Below are 15328 nucleotides of genomic sequence, written 5' to 3'. Positions count from 1 at the left end.
TGAACAATTAATGACTAAATGGCTCTCATAAATTCCGACCTGCTAATTGAGATTAATTCTCACTAAATCCCTTCTGGCACATCGCTTTAGGTATTTGTCACCTTTGTATTATCATACCTTAAAAATGTGAATTATTAAACATTGCTGAGAGATTTTTATTCTAATTTTTCGATAAACCACTCCTTCAACGTGTTTTTTTAATTTCCCTACATATCACAAGCAGATTAGTTGTAATTTTGATGAAAAAAAGCATTGTATTGCTCAACTATAAATAAAAAAGCTGACAGGACAAAAATATTTTGTCTGTCGGCTTTTCATAAAAGGAAATTATTGTGGCTACAATTCTATTTTTTTATTTTTTCGGTCGTCTTCAAAATGAATAACTGAAAATTTAGTTCTTTTTCGGCCTGACCAGTCTTCACCTCATAATCATTCTCTACTAACTCATCATACATAGATACTAATAATTCTAGAGGAAATTTGGCTACTTGCTGCATCGCTAACTTCACACGATAAGGATGGATACTTAGTGTCTCAGCAATGTTAGCCTGTTGATAGCCAGTTTTTTGCAAGATTTTTGTTTGCAGTAATAATCGAATTTGACTAATCAAAATCGCAGTCAGTTTGATTGTTTCCTCACCCTGTAAATGTAACTCTTCATATGTTTGATAAGCCTTTGCCGTATCCCCCTTAAGAATTTGTTCCGTTAACTCAAAAATATTATGTTCAAGCGTTTTCGGTACTAAATCCTCTACTAGTCGAAGCGTGATAGTGCCACCCTCACCTGCCAGTAACAGTAATTTTTCGATCTCATTCATCGCTTTAGACAGATCAAAATCAGTCAGACGCAAAAAAAGATCAAATGCTTCTTTTGATATTTTCACATTTGCGTTGCTGATATAACGCTGCAAAAAGCTGCGTAAGTCCCGCTCCTGTAAAGGTGCTGCATCAACAACAGTTGTTTTCTTCAAAGCCTTGGTAATTTTTTTGCGAGCATCGAGTTTGGGATATGTCGCCCAAAAGACAACTATCGATGTATCTAACGGGTGTTTCAAATAATCTATCAAGCCATCGACATCCTGATCAGGTACATTACTTTTCTTTTCTCCCGTTAAAAAATAAGGTTTTTCCACAAAAATCAAGCGATAATCACCGAAAAAAGGAAGCGTTTCTGCTTCATCAATGACTGCTCCTAGGCCGCTTTCCTCCATATCAAATGACATAAAGTTCAACTCCTCTAAGTCATCCTTCTTCATTCGGTCTAAGAACGCCTGTCGAATCTCCTGAATCAAAAAATCTTCTGTCCCCGTGACTAGATAGACTGATTTTAATGGTGCATTCCTGATTTGCTGAAGGGCTTCCTGTGTATTCATGTGATTGCTCCTAACTCATAAAAATTCTAAAAACAGCTTTATATACTTGCTTATTCTTGTTAAACCTGACTCTCCATGCTACCACGATTACTCAATAAAATCTATCAGCACTTTGATTTTTCCACGTTTAGTTATCTCAGACCATTGGTAATAGACCATTCCCTGCTGATCCGTTCGAAAAATCTTAATCTGGTATTTATTTAATTTTTCCAGAGTTTCATCAGTAGGATGTCCGTAACGGTTCTTTTTGCCTACGGAAATAATACCATATTTAGGTTTGGTTTTTTCTAATAACTCTTCACCGGTTGAGGTATTACTGCCATGATGGCCGATCTTTAAAAAATCTGTTCTCAGTTGCGGATAATTTTTCATCAGTTCTTCTTCGCCAGTAGTCTCTAGATCCCCAGTCAATAAGAAACGCTGTTGATTCAATTGGAAATAAGTAACCAGTGAATCATCATTTTCACCTTCACTCTTCTCAGGGGAAAGTACTCGCAGTTTTAAGTATCGGCCAATGGTATCGCCTCGTTTTACCAAATGAACTTTAGTTCCTCGTACTTTCCTCAGCAAGTTGCGCAGTTCCATTTGCGAACCATCAGCTAAATAAAGATTTCTCACATTTACCTTTCTCATGACATTTTTTAATTCTCCCATGTGATCTGCATCATTATGAGTCACGAGCAAATGGTCGATCTTGTGGCACCCTAGTGATTTCATTAAAGGCAATAAATTATAGTCAGATATCCGCTTTGTCTGTCTAACTTGCCATTTGTCTTGTTTAAAGTTCAAGCGTCCTCCAGTATCGATCAAAAAAGTCTCCTGTTTAAAAGGTAATTTGATAAAAATACTGTCTCCCTGTCCGACGTCTACAAAAGCAATCAGGCCGTTGGCTGAAAGAGAAATTGAAACAATCAAAAAGAAGGCTATCCCTAACAGAAAAAAAATCCTCTGGCGATACTTTAAACGATCAATAATCAAAAGAACTATTAACAGAAGAAATAGAAATATTAGAAATCCGGGCTTACCAATTGTTAAGTTCGGAAAAGCAGCGAATGTCAGAAATTTTTCCAGTAGTATAAAGAGGCACTCCATCAAATATTCAATTAACTGCGGGATAGGTAAAAAACAACCAAAGAAAAGCAGTAGACAGCCTGGAAGAATTATCCATTCAAAAATGGGAAACAGCAATAATGTAAATAGTCCTCCAATTATAGTCCATTCGCTAAAACTGAAGATTAGCAAGGGTAACGATAAAATAGAAAAAAGAATAGTCTGCTGCCAAACGTTGATTCTTAAATCATTCAAGTACAATAATAATAAAGCAAAATACAGACTCAATTGAGCACCTACCGACCATAGGGCCAACGGATAACATATAATTAATAGCAGCAGCATTAAACTCCATTGGTCAAGCTTTGAAAATAAGATATCAAAGGTCAAACATACAAAACCGATCAGAAAGCTTAGAACTGCCCGAATCGTACTAAAACCACCGCCAGTCAAGTAAATCAGCAAAAAACCAATTATACTCAACAGAATCAACCGTGTTTCTCTAGTCAAAGCGAGCCTTTTCAGCAATAGATGAATACCGCCCAAATAAAACTGAATATGTAATCCGGATAAAGTAAATAAATGGAGCAGTCCCGTCATTTTATATGCAGCTGAATATTCTGCGAACTCGGCATCTTTATAACCGATCACTAGCGCTTTAATGTAACTAGCCAAACGTTTCGAGTAATGCCTATCGATAGACCAAATCAAGCGCTGCCGAAAACCACTAAGTCCCGACCTCTTCCGCTGAAATGAACTAAATCTCTGAGCTTGGAGGATTCGACTGATTCCTAGACTGTGATAATACTTCTTTGCATCAAAACCATTCAAGTTTCTAGCTGGATCAAACGTCTCTGTTTCTCCACTAATAATCGCACTATTTGGTATACTCTTTTGACTCCAAAAATCTTTTTCTTCCGATGATTTCAATGAGTAATAAACTAAATACTTCTTACCATTGACTTTTCCTGTTAGTTTTAACAAGTTTCCATCAAGTTTAACTGAGTCTGATTGGATCGTTATAGTTTGATTAGTTATCGTTTCAGGAACAGCTCTAATATAGTTTACATAATAATAAGTCCGTAAACCAATAAAAAGGCTGCATAAAAAAGCCAGCAATAAAATCTTGCGGCTTTTCATGCAGCAGGTTCGAATCAATAGAACACTCAGCAGCAACGTCAGCCAAAAATTGACTTGATAAATCAACGTTGCAAATAGAATCGCCGTCAGGATCGGCAATATCAAGTAATTACGAACAGAAGCTATCTTTCTGGCAATGTGGCAGCATCTTCTCCTAATTGAAGTTTGGTGAAGTATTTGCTCTCTAAATGAACCTGGTGAGCGCTAGCCCCCACTTGATTAATCAACTCGATTGCATATGGGTCATTACGATAATCCTTAAGATAATGTATTTTTTTAATCCCAGCCTGCAGCAATGCTTTGGTACATTGTAAACAAGGGAAATGAGTTACGTACACTTCTGCTTGGTCTGTAGCGATACCTAACTTGGCACATTGCAAAAGAGCATTCATTTCTGCGTGGATTGTTCGCAGGCAGTGTCCGTCAACAACATAACAGCCGTCATCCACGCAATGAACATCACCACTGACAGAACCGTTATAACCTCCAGCGATAATTCGTTTGTCCCGTACGATCGTTGCTCCCACTTCTAAGCGTGTACATGTGCTCCTTAATGATAATAAAACGGCTTGCGCCATGAAATATTGATCCCAAGGTATTCTTTCAGTAGTCAAATTCTTCGCCTCTCTTTCGATCTTTCTTATATTGTAATCGAGTCTTTCAAATTTTCAAGCGCCTTTTCACCGATTCTTGATACTTTAATTAGATTTCCTACCGTGCGAAAACTGCCATTTTCTTCACAGTATTTGATAGTATCCGGTACTGTTTCTCGCCATTTCCTGATAATTAGAATAAATTCTGCTGCAATAAATTTGGGGTTTAAACTAAATTACGCATAGTAAAAGAATTGCTTTATTTAAAACCAAAATTTTTCTCTATGTTGGTTTATAAAAAGAATAAAAGAAAGATGACTTGCCTTTTCAAGTGACAACTCTTCTTTCCTTTATAATTCGTTTATCTTATTCTCAACAACTATTTTCACTAAAAAGAACTTCTATTTTGTATAACCCTGACTGTTCTTATTCATCAAATTCATTGCTTCTTTGACAATTCGTTCCACTGTAAAATCATATGCTTCTAAAAGCTCATTTGCTGAACTGGATTTACCAAATTGTTCTACGCCGATGGACTTTCCTTTCGCACCTATATATTTGGACCAGCCTAAGGTAGTACCAAGCTCTAATGATAATTTATTCTCAACTGACGGCGGTAAAACGGAATCTTTATACTCATCAGTTTGTGAATCGAACAACTCCCAGCTAGGAAGTGATACGACATTTACCTCGTATTGATTCAACTGTTCTTTTGCTTTTAAGGCCATTTCTACCTCAGAACCAGTAGCGATCAGAATAATATCCGGAGTTTCTGAATCACTCGAAAGGACATACCCGCCCTTTTCAGCATTTTTAGCATCTACATCTGGAATAACAGGAACATCATGCCGTCCTAAAGCAATGACGAATGGTGTATTTTTTGATTCAGTTGCCAGTTTCCAAGCAACAATGGTTTCATTTGCTTCTGCTGGGCGATAGACGATCAAGTTAGGCACAGCTCTTAATGATACCAGATGTTCGACAGGCTGGTGTGTCGGTCCATCTTGCCCTACCTGTAGACTATCATGGGTCAAAATATAGGTTACTGGAACACCCATTAACGCTGAATGACGAATAGCTGAGCGCATATAATCAGAGAAAACTAAAAATGTTCCGCAATACCCCCTTAATCCCCCATGCAGCGTGATTCCATTACAGATTGAAGCCATTGCAAATTCTCTTACACCAAAATGAATATTCGGTCCTTCATGATGCTCTTCATCCATGAAAGGATACTCTTCAATCGTTGTCTTGTTTGAAGAAGCTAAGTCAGCTGAGCCGCCTACAAAAAATGGCAAATCTTTATATATACGATTTAGCATCTTTCCACTGGCTGTACGTGTTGCCATATTGTCTTCATTATTGAAGGGTTGAGTAGCCTCTATACTAAGTTGAAATTTCCCTTCAATTGCTCTTTCAAGTTCAGCAGCTTTAGCTGGATAATTTTTTTTATAATCTGTAAAAAGTTGGTTCCAGCTTTTCTCTTCTAATTCTCCTTCAGAGATAATAGAATCAAAATTCACTTTCACATCTTCTGGAATAAAAAACTCACCATGTTCCCATCCAATAGTCGCTTTGATATTTTGTGCCTCTTCTACGCCAACTGGATTGCTATGGATTTTCTCTGAGCCTTGTAAACTGGAACCAAATCCAATAATATTTTTAACTTCAATCAAAGTTGGCCTATCTGTTTCATATTGTGCTTGTTTGATAGCTTCAGAAATTTCAGTAGTATTATTTCCATCTTTTACTAATAGTGTTTGCCAATTCATTGCTTCAAATTTTTTGTGAACATTCTCGTGAGATGAGCAACTCAAAGGTCCGTCAGAGGTGATATCATTTGAATCATATAATACAATCAATTTGCCTAATCCTAATTTTCCGGCAATAGCCGCTGATTCTAAGGCAACGCCTTCTTGCAAATCGCCATCTCCACAAATCGTATAAGTAAAATGATCGATAATTTGATACTCCTCTTGATTGAAACGATCCCTCAGGTGCGCCTCGGCAATTGCCAAACCAACTGTCATAGAAAATCCTTGACCCAATGGTCCTGTAGTAGCTTCAACTCCCGGCGTATGAAATACTTCCGGATGTCCTGGAGTTTTACTATTCAGCTTACGAAATTGTTTCATATCTTCCATAGATAAATCATAACCTGATAGATGTAGTAAAGAATACAGCAGTATCGAGCCATGGCCTGATGTTAAAACAAAACGATCTCTGTTAAACCAGTTTGGATTTTTAGGATTATGTTTTAAATGATACCTGAACAACTCATATCCCATAGGAGCAGCACCTAAAGGAGCTCCCATATGTCCATGCTTCGCATTTTCTACACTATCTACAACTAAATTCCGAATTGCTGCAATTGATTTTTTATCAATCTCATTCATTTATATTTCCTCCAATAATTTATTCGTCAATTAAAATATACTTTGTAATAATTGTCCGATATAATAGATGAGTAGTCCTACAATATTAAAGTCTGTTTCTGGGAACGATGTTCCAGTTAGACCGATATTTTCCATGATTGGGTAGATTAATGCTGGTCCAACAGCAATTAATATGCCTACAACAAAGGAGCCTGCCACACAACCTTTCCAACCGCCGGTAGCGTTACCAAACACGCCTGCGGTTGCACCAATAAAGAAGTATGGTACCGCTACTGGAATGATTACAATCGCTCCTAGTAGTCCCATAATAATCATGGTAACCAATCCACCAACATAAGCTGCTAGAAAGCCAATTACAGTAGCTGTTGGAGCAAATGGAAAAACCACCGGACAATCTAAAGCTGGTCGTGCGTTAGGGATTAATTTTTCTGAGATACCAACAAACGCACTGACAATTTCTCCCAGAAACAGTCGTACTCCTGTAATAATTACATACAGTGCCGCAGAGAATCCCAATCCTTGAAATAACGGATAAACTAACCAATTTACCCCACCAGATAATTCTTCTACTGCCCCTTTCCCTGCAGCAATCGCCGCAATGTAGAAAAAAATAATCATTGTGATTGATACACCTACGACATAGTCTTTAAACATCGTTAACCAACCAGGTAAATTCAGATTTTCAGTACTGTCTTCAGGATTACCAACTTTTGATCCGATCCACCCTGAAATAGCATATCCAACAGTCACATAATGTCCCATTGCAAGCTCATCATCACCTGTAACTTTTCTCATATAAGGTTGAGCAATCGCTGGAAATAGTCCAGCACAAATTCCTAGAATCATTCCTCCAAAACCGATAGTCAATGAATTATTCATACCTAAAGCTTTGAACATGATCGTAAGCAGAGCTGCTAGATAGAGATTATGCTGTCCTGTCAGAAAGATGTACTTTAATGGTGTAAACTTTGCTACTAGCAAGTTACATAAAAAACCAATTAACATGACTAAAGAAACTGTCGTACCAAACTTATCTTGAGCTAGTGCGGTCACTGCCTCTGCTAGTGGCAGCACTCCCTTCAAGCCGAATCCCTCTGCAAATAATGCTTGGAAGCTATCCAGCGATGTTACTGCGGCTGCCGATCCGACACCAAAAACTAAGAATCCCACAATTGTTTTTAATGTACCCGAGATCACTTTATCGGCAGGCTGCTTTTGCAGCAACAATCCTGTTAAAGCAATGATACCAACTAAAATAGGTGCTGAAGACAGTAAGTCAAACACCACTACCTTTAATACCCCCATTATCTCTCCTCCTCGTATTAATCTTGACCGTCAAAAAATGTCTGCAATTTTGTTTCAATTTCTTTTTTATCCATCAAATTATTAATTCCAATAATATACGGTACTTGCCCCTTTAACTCCTCTGCAACGTCTGCCATCGTAATCAACAAATCACCATTAAAACTTTTGACATCATCCAATGTGCTATGCTGTACCTCTAACGGAAACTGACACGCTCGTACTACCTGATCAACTTTAATTTTTAACATCATGCTTGAACCCATTCCTGTTCGACAGGCAATCAATGCTTTCTTCTTCATCTCTGCATCCTCTCTTTCTCAAAGCTTGTGATAAAATCAATAATTTCTTCTGGTTTTTGGGCATTGTCCAACACTTGATAAAATGCTTTATGATCTAATAATTCTGCCAACTCTGACATAGCCGTTAAATGAGTTTGATTATCCAAAGCACTTAAACCGAATATATACTTTACAGGATCATTTTCTTTGTTGCCGAATACTACTGGTCTTTTTAGTGTAGCAATACTAATGCCGATCTTTTCCGCCCCAGTTTCAGGACGCGCATGCGGTAATGCAACATGTTTTGTAATAACAATATAAGGACCAGTTTCTTTTGTAGCTTGAATCATCCCATCTATATAACTAGGTTTAGCAATCCCTGTATTAACTAAGACATCTGTAGAATTACGAATGGCGTCTTCCCAATTATCAGCCTCCACTTGTAATTTCACCAAGTCTATATTGGTAATTTCGCTTAACAACGGATACTCACCTCCTTCTTCAATAACAATTCTAGAATGATTGCTATCTGCTTGGATAAGCAGCTCATTTTCAATTTTTTCATATTGTTCATAGGTTACATGCTTCTTTACGATTTTTAGAATATCAACCAGTCTTGGATCTAATAACGCTTCATCATTCAATAAATCATACACTCGACCGATTAGCTCGAATTTTTCTTTAGACGTCATGATAGGATTAACAACAATAAATGACGAATCTATACTTAAGATGCTAGGTGTGATTGTGGTTGTAAAAACAATATCAAAACAATTAGGTTCAAATTTTTTTTGATAGTCTTGTACGATAAAATCAATACTGGGAAATAGTGATTCCAGTTCTTTTTGCAGAATTATGGAAGTCCCGATACCATTAGGGCATAGAATTAATCCCCGATTTCTTTTAATCTGCTCCTCTTGTTCCTCAAAAGTTGATGCTGCAAAATGAACCGTTAAAAAAGCAATCTCATCTACTGGAAGTTCGCTACTGAATAACGGTTGTAACGGACGAATTGCTTCACTCACAAGTGCATACATTTCACCATATTCTTTTTTTATTTTTGCTGCTAATGGATTAACAATCGGCAAATGATAAAGCAACCGATAATAGCTAGGGCGAAAATGCTCGTATAATCTACGTGTTACAGCATCTTTGTTTAAGAAACGTATTCCTGATAAACTCTCAAATCTCGCAATCAAACGTTGGATAATCTTTTTTATCGTTGATCTATCTGAAGTAGCCTTATCAATATTTCCAGCTGACAACCCTAAAACCCATGCAGCTATATAGTAAATATTCTCTGAAAGATCGATCTTAAAAAAATGACAGATACTGAGACTAAATTGATACTCATTGGAGTGATAATCAATAAAATCATTGTTAGCATGATTGATCTTTTCATTCTTGAAACGCTGACTTAATAAAATGAAGCAATAGGTAAACTCCTTTAGTTTATTCTCAAAAAATGAAATTTTATGTTTTTGACTAGCACTAAGAATGTAATCTTCAACTTTCGAGTACTCGATGTTCAACTGTTTCTTTAAATAGCTTTCAAGGAAGAGTTCTCCGTTATCCTGATAAAAAAATGTAATCACTGTCTTCATTACTAAATAACGAATATCTGCCTCGTTACCAGTTAGAAAGTATCCCTTCACTCGTGTGTATTCAACTTTTATATTATTTTTTATAAGTTTTCTTTTCACCTCCTTCAAATCACTGACAACTGTTGAACGACTACTGTCTAACATAAAGATCAAATGGTCTAAAGACAAATATTCTAATGAGCAGGATAGAGTCAATAGAATCATCAGCTGCCGATTTTCTTTTGAATGATAAACATCTGAAAAGAACTCCATTTTTAACAAGTAAGTCTGCAACTCTTTTTCAGCCTCACTGTCCAGCTTCAGTTCATTACTGCACACTGTAATCAGATCATTATTACCATTGGAAAGCACATCGTTAATTTTCCGTATTGAATAAGTAATTTGCCTTCTTGTTAATAGAAATTTACTTTCCAAATCTTCTGTGTCTCTTTGATTTCTAAAAGCAATTTCATGAAGTATCGCTAAATCTTGACTATCAATCATTTCCCTCAGCTCCTAATCAAAATATAATAGTTGCGCATTCAACCTTCAATCTTAATTCAATTCATCTTTTGTTTTATCAATCAACAAATAGTAAACAGTTAAGAAAAAAATAGATTGATCAACTCCTTTTCAAATAAAAAAAGCATACAAATATCTGTATGCTGTTCAGTAAAAAAATCCACGAATTTCTGAACCATAAAAAGTATTCAAATTAATATAACTCCACTTTGTCCATAATCTTTGAAAATTTTTTACCTAGATTGTAATAGAATCCTTCAAGTTTTCAAGCGTCTTTTCACCGATTCCTGATACTTTAGTCAACTCTTCTACTGAGTGAAAACTGCCATTTTCTTCACGGTATTTGATAATGTCCGCTGCCTTTTTTTCACCAATTCCTGATAACTCTTGTAACTCATTCACATCTGCCGTGTTAATATTGATTTTTTTACTATCAGAATCCGTTGTTCCGGCGACCTGCTGGAAGTTTTCGTTAATCGTCGGAATTTCTTCACCATTTTTTGGTACATAGATAATTTCCTGATCGGTCAGTAATTTGGAAAAATTAACTTGGTTTTGATCCGCTTCCTCTGTAAACCCGCCAGCTAAATCAATTGCATCCATTAGCCTCATGCCCTGTGTGATTCGATACATACCTGCTCTTTTGACCGCACCTTTTACATCAACGTACCAATCTTGATTACTGCTTGATTCATTCGTTTCTTTTGTGGTGTTAGTTGTTGAGAAAAGTACCGGATCCATCTCTTGTTCTTCCGGCTCTCTAGTTAAAAAAAAGAATCCAACGATGGCCAAGACTATTGGCAGTACGATCAAATATGGATATTTCTTCAAATACGCTTTCATAAAATCCTCCTTTTCATTAAGATACGCAGCTATCCCTGAAACGCGGCTATGCTTTCTCAAAAAAGGATATAAAAAGAGTGCTAGACATTGCTGACTAGCACTCTTAAGTGAACTTATTTCATTTTTCCCAAGTAATCCAGCGCATCCTTAACAGTTCTCACTGGAACAATTTCCATGTCTGTCTTTAGCTTTTTAGCTGCTGCCTTGGCCTCTTGATAGTTTGATTTAATTCCTGGTTGTGCTTCCTTCATTTCCTTTGTAATCTCATCATCTGGAGCAAAGAATACTTTGTTGTTGTCAGCAGCTGCACTGGCTACTTTTTTGTCGATACCACCGATTCTTCCCACCTCGCCATCAGAACCGATCGTACCAGTGCCCGCAATTTTTTCGCCATGACGCAAATCTTTATCCACTAGTTGTTCATAAATTTCCAAGGTAAACATCAAGCCGGCCGATGGACCACCGATATCACCAGCATCTATTTTGACCTTGTCCTGAGAGTCAATCTCTGTATGATCGGTCAGTGATATACCAATTCCCGGCTTTTTATCTGTTGGAAGTTTAATCAGTTTTTCAGTAGCTTCTTTCGTTTTGCCATCATGAATATAGGTCACTTTCATCTTTTGTCCGACCTTTTGTGATTTCACATACTTCATGAAATCCTCACTGCTGGTAAAGGTTTTCCCATCTGCCTTGGTTACAGTATCGCCGACACTGATTTTCCCAGCAAAATTTGATTTCTTTTCTACCCCCAAGACATACACACCTTTGTATTCCATTTTATAGGGTTTATTCGCCAATTTTAAAGCCTGCTCGATCGCAAAGTTTTGGGAAGTTTCCATGTTGAACTTTTGGATTTGCATGTATTCATCATCGCTGGCACCACCAGTTAACTCATTCACAGAAATGATTTCATGGAAAGGCTCGACCTTCGCTTTCAAAGCCATTAAAACTGTTGCCCTTCGAATACCAACCGAAGTTAAACTGAATGATCCTTTATTCTCATCCTTTTTATCATTAACTGTGATCAATTCTTTCAAATTGATCGTCTCTCCAGGTTCTTCGATGTAATATGGGATAGGCACTATCACGCAAGCTATTGCAGCTAGAGCTATAAATACAAGTAGTAATCGTTTGACAAGTTTGTTATTTTTCACTATTCTCACGCTTCTCTTCCAACGCCCGATAGACTGCTTCGGGCAGATATTCTTTGACATCACCATTAAAAGTCCAAACTTCCTTCAAAATCGAGGAACTAATATGACTATATTTCGGTTCAGCTAATAAAAAGACTGTCTCCAAATCACGATCTAAGTGCCGATTCATTAGAGCAATTTCTTTTTCGTACTCATAATCTTTGATACTGCGAATACCTCTCAATAAGAACTTTGCTCCCAGCTTCTCTGCGACCGTTACCGTCAATTCATTTTCTTGAGTGATCACACGTACATTCGGGATATGAGCAACAGATTTCTTTACGATAGCCATCTTTTCATCTGAGGTAAAGTAGCTTTTCTTATTCGTGTTGACGAAAACGCCAATAATTAACTCGTCAAACAGTTTCGCTCCACGCTCGATTGTATCTAAATGTCCCATAGTCAATGGATCAAAACTGCCAGGAAAAAGCGCAATTTTTTTCATCTTAATCCTCCCAATCGTAAATCGTTACGGCAGTAATCCCATAGTCGTTACGCTTACGTTCTTTTAATTTACCAATCGACTCTGGTAGTACGACTTCTTTGACAGTTTCACATACCACAATTGCAGTGTTCGTCAGCAAATTATTCTGCAAAAGCATTTCAATCTGCTTTACGATTTCCTGCTTTGCATAAGGCGGGTCTAGCAATACCAAGTCAAATTGTCTTTTACTGCTAGCCAACTGCTGAATCGCCTGGTTTGCAGGCATTTTCATTAATTGAAATGCTTCTTCATTTTTAGTCACAGCGACATTGTCACGAATAACCTCCATTGCACGAAAGTTCTTTTCAACTAGTATAGCTTGGTCCATCCCACGTGAAACAGCCTCAATTCCTAAAGAGCCGCTGCCAGAAAATAGATCCAAGACAGCACCTCCATCAAAATACGGACCAATCATATTGAAAATAGCTCCTTTTACCTTATCAGTCGTAGGCCGTGTATTATTTCCAGTTAATGTTTTTAATCTGCGACCGCCAAATTCACCTGCAACCACTCGCATGCTGCCCATGCCCCTCTCATTACTAATCATGTTAGCTAAATACCTTATGTTCTATTTATTATGTAACACTTCTGGCTTTCAAATTTCGTAAAATAAACATAGCTGATCTGACTTCTTTATTATCAAAGAAAAAGATGAAAAATGTTTGAACAAATCAGACATTTTTCACCTTACTTAGACTGTTTCAGCTAATCGAATCTTTGTATTGGCTTCTACGACATCCAACTCATCGTCATCTTTTACTTGATAAGCGGCCTTCGTTCCGATCCGATCCGCAAAATTCATCTCAATATCTGGTCGATAGGATCGCTCTACTTGACGTACAAAATGCAATCCTTGCAGCTTTTCTTCTGTTTCATCTACGACCTCTTCATTTACATATAAAACAACATACTTCATTTTTCTTGAAACAAAGTGAATCAAACCAAATCGTTTCAAGGTCTTTAATTGCTTCAAAGAATAGACCCAAACGATTATCCCTCGTCTTTTTTGCATTACAAACTCAGTATTATCCATGACAATTCCCCTTACAACTATGATTCCCTGTTTCAAAAAAAGGATTTCCTGCATCGACCTTAATCTCTGATGAGATCACTTGTGCCAAACGGATGCCGATTTCATCCAACAACTGTTGAAAATCGGTTTCAGCTAGCCGAAAAGCAGCAACTTTTTCATTCAAATCAAGCGCACGCTTACTTATGCGAACTTTACGCTGCTGCTGGCGATAATCAGGCGCATACTCTCCATATGCCGCGATTCGTTCGAATTTGTCTTTTTCGGTCTGAAACGTTTTTTTCAGCTTCGCTACTTCTAAACAATCATTCATTTGTTTCCTTGCCAGCAGATAGTTTTTGTAGCTTTTACTCGCTAAAATTTCTTGAATCAACAGTTGATTTTGATCCTCTAACTGAAAGAAAGCATCATTTATAATCAACCTATTCACTATCCTTTGTTTTTTCTGGTTCTTGTAACAAGACTAGCACACTTTCTTGATCAATTGCAACGCCAAGCTCTGTCTCTGTTGCCATAATCGCTTCATTCAAATGCTCGTGACTGACCCAATCAAAAAGATTAAATAATGGATCGATCATCGGTGAATAGAAAAAGCCGTTTTCATAATCAATTTTGGAATTTTTGGCCAAGTCTTTAAATTCGGTTGAAGAAAGCTCAAAAGATAAGTTGCTTAAATGTGCTCCTTGCCCCGTTTGCCACTCTTCTAAACGCTCATTGTCCAGCACTTTTTTAGGAGCTGTTAAAAAACTTTTTAACAGCCTCTTACTGTCATTCATCGAAGAATCAGTAGTGGGGATTTTTTCCAATTTACGTAATCCCCGATAAAAATTAATTACATTAATCGCACGTTCTTGCTTTTGTTGGTTTAAGATATTCCAATCAAGATTACTTTCTTGTACACGATTGGCTAAAGGATTACCGCTGTTGATTTGATATGGCATCAATCGTAATAAATTTTCCATATCCAAATAAACAGCGCCAATCATTTTCTCATTACTTCCGTTAAAAAAGAGCATTGCAAACGTGTCATTATCAAAAGCGATCAATGGACGAAATCGCATGTCATTTTCGCTTAGCTCGATCTGTACTGGTTCCTCATCATAACTTAAAGCAAAATCCGCAGACAAATTGATTTGATCCGCTAGTTGTTTGCTAGTCATACTGAATTTAAAAGGCTGAATATCCGCCTTTTTCGCCATTACTTTTATTGTACTGACCTTTCCAGCCTCTACATTCACTTCCAATATTCCTTGATCTAACGCATAGTCACGAGTTTGAAAGAAAAATCCGCTGTCTTCAATTTTCGTCGGTCGTCCAAATTTCTGCTCAAAAGCTTCAATTGGCTGTGTAACGTAGTCCGCAAACCCTTCCGATTTGATTGTTTGATGCTTTAAGGCTTTGTGTCGAACCACTTGATTTGTTGATGTAACTGGAGCTTTCCCTTGTGTCGGTGGAAAGAGGACTGGTTGCAAATAGTAACCAATCAAAACTAAAAATAGAATACTAAGAAAACCAATCACTCTCTTCACACAACA

15 protein-coding genes are annotated in these 15328 nt (G+C 37.2%); all 15 read right to left on the bottom strand.

Annotated elements, in window-relative coordinates:
- Positions 1-344: 344 nt before the first annotated feature.
- The 15 genes from holA to IGI67_RS02740 all read right to left on the bottom strand — a co-directional run bounded on the left by holA (position 345) and on the right by IGI67_RS02740 (position 15322).
- A complete protein-coding gene (holA, locus tag IGI67_RS02810; protein WP_207108495.1) occupies positions 345-1373 on the bottom strand; it encodes a DNA polymerase III subunit delta in 1029 nt (342 codons plus the stop codon).
- Positions 1374-1460: 87 nt separating this feature from the next.
- On the bottom strand, positions 1461-3662 hold the full coding sequence (locus tag IGI67_RS02805; protein WP_429956676.1) for a DNA internalization-related competence protein ComEC/Rec2: 2202 nt from the start codon (positions 3660-3662) through the stop codon (positions 1461-1463).
- Between the two features lie 23 nt (positions 3663-3685).
- Entirely contained in the window at positions 3686-4177 is a 492-nt protein-coding gene (locus IGI67_RS02800; protein ID WP_207108496.1) for a ComE operon protein 2, read from the bottom strand.
- 26 nt (positions 4178-4203) lie between these two features.
- Positions 4204-4266: a hypothetical protein gene (locus IGI67_RS02795; RefSeq protein ID WP_429958602.1), complete on the bottom strand. Its 63-nt coding sequence runs from the start codon at positions 4264-4266 to the stop codon at positions 4204-4206.
- Positions 4267-4557: 291 nt separating this feature from the next.
- A complete protein-coding gene (tkt, locus tag IGI67_RS02790) occupies positions 4558-6552 on the bottom strand; it encodes a transketolase (protein WP_429956675.1) in 1995 nt (664 codons plus the stop codon).
- 30 nt (positions 6553-6582) lie between these two features.
- Entirely contained in the window at positions 6583-7857 is a 1275-nt protein-coding gene (locus IGI67_RS02785; RefSeq protein WP_429956674.1) for a PTS ascorbate transporter subunit IIC, read from the bottom strand.
- Between the two features lie 17 nt (positions 7858-7874).
- Positions 7875-8156: a PTS sugar transporter subunit IIB gene (locus IGI67_RS02780; protein WP_429956673.1), complete on the bottom strand. Its 282-nt coding sequence runs from the start codon at positions 8154-8156 to the stop codon at positions 7875-7877.
- Positions 8153-10222 (bottom strand): BglG family transcription antiterminator, encoded by a 2070-nt coding sequence (locus IGI67_RS02775; RefSeq protein WP_429956672.1) that lies wholly within the window; start codon positions 10220-10222, stop codon positions 8153-8155. Before IGI67_RS02775 ends, IGI67_RS02780 begins: the two co-directional genes overlap by 4 nt.
- 255 nt (positions 10223-10477) lie before the next feature.
- Positions 10478-11083, bottom strand: coding sequence for a helix-hairpin-helix domain-containing protein (locus IGI67_RS02770; protein ID WP_429956671.1), 606 nt, complete (start codon positions 11081-11083; stop codon positions 10478-10480).
- Positions 11084-11196: 113 nt separating this feature from the next.
- A complete protein-coding gene (locus IGI67_RS02765) occupies positions 11197-12249 on the bottom strand; it encodes a SepM family pheromone-processing serine protease (protein WP_429956670.1) in 1053 nt (350 codons plus the stop codon).
- Positions 12230-12724 carry a pantetheine-phosphate adenylyltransferase gene (gene coaD / locus IGI67_RS02760; protein WP_207108499.1) on the bottom strand — a complete coding sequence of 165 codons (495 nt, stop codon included), beginning with the start codon at positions 12722-12724 and terminating at the stop codon, positions 12230-12232. The genes IGI67_RS02765 and coaD overlap by 20 nt, the downstream gene beginning before the upstream one ends.
- Position 12725: 1 nt before the next feature.
- Entirely contained in the window at positions 12726-13310 is a 585-nt protein-coding gene (gene rsmD / locus IGI67_RS02755) for a 16S rRNA (guanine(966)-N(2))-methyltransferase RsmD (protein ID WP_207108500.1), read from the bottom strand.
- Between the two features lie 144 nt (positions 13311-13454).
- Positions 13455-13802 (bottom strand): DUF2129 domain-containing protein, encoded by a 348-nt coding sequence (locus IGI67_RS02750; protein WP_207108523.1) that lies wholly within the window; start codon positions 13800-13802, stop codon positions 13455-13457.
- Positions 13789-14214, bottom strand: a complete 426-nt coding sequence (locus tag IGI67_RS02745) for a YlbF family regulator (protein ID WP_207108501.1) — start codon at positions 14212-14214, stop codon at positions 13789-13791. Before IGI67_RS02745 ends, IGI67_RS02750 begins: the two co-directional genes overlap by 14 nt.
- Before the next feature lies 1 nt (position 14215).
- Positions 14216-15322 carry a CAP-associated domain-containing protein gene (locus IGI67_RS02740; protein ID WP_429956669.1) on the bottom strand — a complete coding sequence of 369 codons (1107 nt, stop codon included), beginning with the start codon at positions 15320-15322 and terminating at the stop codon, positions 14216-14218.
- Positions 15323-15328: the final 6 nt, after the last annotated feature.

Origin of the sequence: Enterococcus sp. AZ196 (assembly GCF_050498845.1) — a bacterium.
GTDB lineage: Bacteria > Bacillota > Bacilli > Lactobacillales > Enterococcaceae > Enterococcus_A > Enterococcus_A murrayae.
The sequence above is the reverse complement of the archived record's forward strand: the minus strand, read 5'-3'. Positions and strand labels throughout refer to the sequence as shown.